Origin of the sequence: uncultured Rhodococcus sp., assembly GCF_963525155.1 — a bacterium.
GTDB lineage: Bacteria > Actinomycetota > Actinomycetes > Mycobacteriales > Mycobacteriaceae > Rhodococcus_F > Rhodococcus_F qingshengii.
In genome coordinates this window covers 1-3,771 of record NZ_CAURKP010000308.1, presented here as the reverse complement: position 1 = coordinate 3,771, position 3,771 = coordinate 1, and the positions used below count along the sequence as shown (strand labels likewise).

Genomic DNA, 3,771 nt, shown 5'->3' with positions numbered 1-3,771 from the left:
GGAACGATGGTGGCCCAACAGATCTCGACAACCTGATCTTGTTGTGCGGTCATCATCACCGGACGCTGCACCACACCGAATGGCGGGTCGAGATCGGCCCCGACCGAAAAACAGTGTTCTATCCACCGATGTCGATTGATCCGTTCCAGCGGCGCATCGGCGGGAACAGTCCGCCCACCGCGGCGTGAATCGCGACAACTGAAGACGTGAGCACCGGGGCACAACCATGCCCCGGTGCTCGAGCTCGCGTTTGGGAGTCCCCGAGTTTGGGAGTTTTGTGGCAGGGCGTCAGCTCAGTGACTTCTTGAACCCGACATGGGAGGCCACAAATCCGAGTCGCTCGTAGAAGTCGTGAGCTTCCTTGCGAGTTTGATCCGAGGTGAGCTGCGCCAGAAACGCGCCGCGCCGGGCACCTTCTTCGCAGGCCCATCGGATCATCGAACTGCCGATGCCTTTACTTCGGTAGTCCTCGTGGACGCGAACAGCTTCGATCTGCAGTCGCGTCGCACCCATCCGGCTCATACCCGGAATGAAGGTCAATTGCATTGTGCCGACTACCGCGTCGCCGACCAGAACGGTGACGAGAAGTTGAGCCGGATCCTCGTCGATTCGCTTGAACGCGTCCTCGTAGATCGTTCGGGCTTCGGGGTTGGTCGTCTCCCGGGTGCTGCCGATCGGGTCGTCGGCGAGCAAGTCGATCAGTGCCTCCACGTGTCGAATCTCGGCCCGCGTGAGGGTGTACTCCACTCCGCCGGACTGAAATGACGTCGCAATCATCGATGCTCCCCTGAAGAAGAATGAATGTCTGAAATGTCAGACTCTCACGAGTCTCCTCCAGCGCACTCGATCACGTCCAAAAACGCATGAGGGCGTTACCGAGCATGGCGTAGTAGTCGGACACACCGCTCAATTCGAAGATCCAGTAGATCGCGTCGAAGAAGACGACATTGATCTGTGGGACGAACAGGAGCGCAACCAGCAGGAGCAGTCCGTACGGCTTGAACTGGTCGAGTTGGTGCCGTGTGTTGGGTGCGAGGTAGGGCTCCAGTGCGTTGTAACCGTCCAGACCCGGGACTGGGAGCAGGTTCAAAACTGTTGCCATGACCTGCAAGAAGGCCAGGAAACTGAGGCCGGCCCAGAACGTCAGATGCTCGGCCGATGAGCCGTACGTACGTATGACGACGAGGAGGATCACGGCGGCGACGGCATTCGTGAACGGACCGGCGAGCGATATTCGGGCCTGCACCTTGGGCGGGAACATCCCGGTGCGCAGGTACACGGCGCCGCCGGGAAGCCCGATGCCGCCCAATGCGATGAACAGCACCGGCAGACCGATCGAGAGCATCGGATGGCTGTACTTGAGCGGGTTGAGCGTCAGGTAGCCACGAGCCTCGACGTCGGTGTCTCCATGACGCCACGCCAGATAGGCATGCGCGAATTCGTGCAAGCAGAGCGTGACCACCCAGCCGGCAACCACGAGGACAAAAACACCCGCGCGGCCCGCGATGGAACCCCACGTCGAGTTCCAAGCGACGATTCCGGCGATGACAGTGATCGCAACGACGCCGAGGAAGACAGGGCTCGGCCGAACCGCCGACCGTGCTGCTCCGGTTCTCACCTGACCAACAACCAAGTCTTGTCGTGCCGGTAGAAGGTCGAACGCTTCAGATCGCGTGGGTTGGCCACCCCGTCGCGTACCAGTCGCGCTGCCGGCGAGCCCAGTTGAATGGCTCGGCCTTCCAGCCAGCGTCGCCCGCTCCAGCGGCTCTTGCGGTCGACTGATGCCTTGATCCCGGGGAGCTTGGGGCTCGGCACTATCCGGATGCCGGGGACTGTGCCGGAGAACAGCTTGTTGTCGTCGACGTAGGCCTCGCCGATCAGTTCGTCTGCATCCGCCGGACCCGTGACAGTTGCTGCACCTACCAGCGCGATTCCAGCGTCGTCGCGAATGAGCGGGACGGTGTGGACTGTGCCTTTCAAGGCCGTGCGCGCAGCTCGTGCACCGGTCGCGAGTTTGTACGCATCGGTCGCGTCGGACCTGTTCTCGGTGACGTAGGCGAGTTCGACGTTGAGTCGCTCCAATCGCATCAACCGCGTCAATGCCGCGGCAAACGCGCCGTCGTTGCCCACGACGATCAAGCGCGGCTCCGTCACGACCTGCAGTTGGGACAGTGCCTCGTCGAAGTCTTGCTTCTCCGGAAGCTCGGGGACAGTGAACGACGTGAGTTCACCCAGGGGGAGTGGAACCGGCGAATCGCCACATTTGAGCACCACAGGGGTCAAAGCCACTCCTAGCTCGATCAGACTTCTTTTCGGGTAGTGGGACCTCGCCACCCTTCCCCGAAATGGCCGTCCGAATCACTGCCGACGATCTTAGTGCGAGTCTCTGTGTCGACTCGCAATCGTGATGGTCACCGGCCAAATTCTGGACCGTCAGGTCTGGTCTGGTGCTCTGGGCTAGACTGCTCCTTCGGTCACTGCAACAGTTCGGCGCTGCATCATGTGCGCGGAAGCCAGGCAGTACCAATGCGGCGGGACAACTGCTGCACGTCGACCGTAGGAGACAACGTCATGCCGGCAATCGTCCTGATCGGCGCCCAGTGGGGCGACGAAGGTAAGGGCAAAGCTACAGATCTACTGGGCGAGCAGCTTCAGTGGGTCGTGCGATACCAGGGCGGTAACAACGCCGGACACACCGTGGTTCTGCCGAACGGTGACAAGTTCGCACTGCACCTCATCCCGTCCGGAATCCTCACCCCCGCCGTCAACAACGTCATCGGTAACGGTGTCGTCGTCGACCCGGGTGTGTTGTTGACCGAATTGGCAGGCCTGGAAGAGCGCGGCGTGGACACGTCCCGCCTGCTGCTTTCTGCTGATGCGCACCTGATCATGCCGTACCACGTGGCCATCGACAAGGTCACCGAACGCTTCCTGGGAGCGAAGAAGATCGGCACGACCGGCCGCGGTATCGGCCCGTGCTACCAGGACAAGATCGCCCGTGTCGGTGTCCGTGCCGCGGACGTCCTTGACGAGAAGATCCTGACCCAGAAGGTCGAAGCAGCACTCGAATTCAAGAACCAGGTGCTGGTCAAGATCTACAACCGCAAGGCACTCGACCCGCAGCAGGTCGTCGAAGAGGTACTGACGCAGGCCGAGGGTTTCAAGCACCGCATCTCGGACACGCGCCTGGAGCTCAACCTCGCCCTCGAGCGCGGCGAGACCGTTCTGCTCGAAGGTTCGCAGGGCACTCTGCTGGACGTCGACCACGGCACGTACCCGTACGTGACCTCGTCCAACCCCACTTCGGGTGGTGCGGCGGTCGGTTCGGGAATCGGTCCCACCAAGATCACCACAGTGCTCGGCATCCTGAAGGCGTACACGACGCGTGTCGGTTCCGGTCCGTTCCCGACGGAGCTGTTCGACGATCACGGCGCATACCTGGCGAAGCAGGGCGGCGAGGTCGGTGTCACCACCGGACGCGCTCGTCGTACGGGATGGTTCGACGCTGTCATCGCGCGTTACGCGACGCGCGTCAACGGCATCACCGACTACTTCCTCACCAAGCTGGACGTGCTGAGCAGCCTCGACACCGTGCCGATCTGTGTCGCGTACGAGGTGGACGGTGTCCGCCACGACGAAATGCCGATGTCACAGAGCGACATTCACCACGCCAAGCCCATCTACGAAGAGATGCCCGGCTGGTGGGAAGACATCTCGGAGGCTCGCACCTTCGAGGAACTGCCGCAGAATGCGCAGAACTACGTGCTTCGT

Annotated in this window: 4 protein-coding genes and 1 pseudogene; 2 read left to right on the top strand and 3 right to left on the bottom strand. The window is 61.8% G+C overall.

Annotated features, from left to right (window positions below):
• Positions 1 to 188: pseudogene (locus RWT78_RS28640) on the top strand (HNH endonuclease signature motif containing protein); the annotation flags it as partial.
• Positions 189 to 288: 100 nt separating this feature from the next.
• Here the strand turns inward: RWT78_RS28640 and RWT78_RS28635 are convergent.
• From RWT78_RS28635 to RWT78_RS28625, 3 genes are all read right to left on the bottom strand, one after another.
• The gene (locus RWT78_RS28635) at positions 289 to 777 is read right to left on the bottom strand and encodes a GNAT family N-acetyltransferase (RefSeq protein WP_021333947.1); all 489 of its coding nucleotides are present in this window, start codon (positions 775 to 777) and stop codon (positions 289 to 291) included.
• A 70-nt stretch (positions 778 to 847) separates the two neighbouring features.
• Positions 848 to 1,618 (bottom strand): site-2 protease family protein, encoded by a 771-nt coding sequence (locus tag RWT78_RS28630; protein ID WP_003944319.1) that lies wholly within the window; start codon positions 1,616 to 1,618, stop codon positions 848 to 850.
• A complete protein-coding gene (locus RWT78_RS28625) occupies positions 1,615 to 2,289 on the bottom strand; it encodes a hypothetical protein (RefSeq protein WP_080961056.1) in 675 nt (224 codons plus the stop codon). Before RWT78_RS28625 ends, RWT78_RS28630 begins: the two co-directional genes overlap by 4 nt.
• Before the next feature lie 282 nt (positions 2,290 to 2,571).
• Between RWT78_RS28625 and RWT78_RS28620 the strand changes: the two genes are divergently transcribed.
• A partial coding sequence (locus RWT78_RS28620) for an adenylosuccinate synthase (RefSeq protein ID WP_314682744.1) occupies positions 2,572 to 3,771 on the top strand: 1,200 nt, incomplete at its 3' end.

Coding starts and splice junctions, on each gene's coding strand:
- RWT78_RS28635 (WP_021333947.1), bottom strand. CDS start 777: ATGATTGCGACGTCATTTCAGTCCGGCGGAGTGGAGTACACCCTCACG.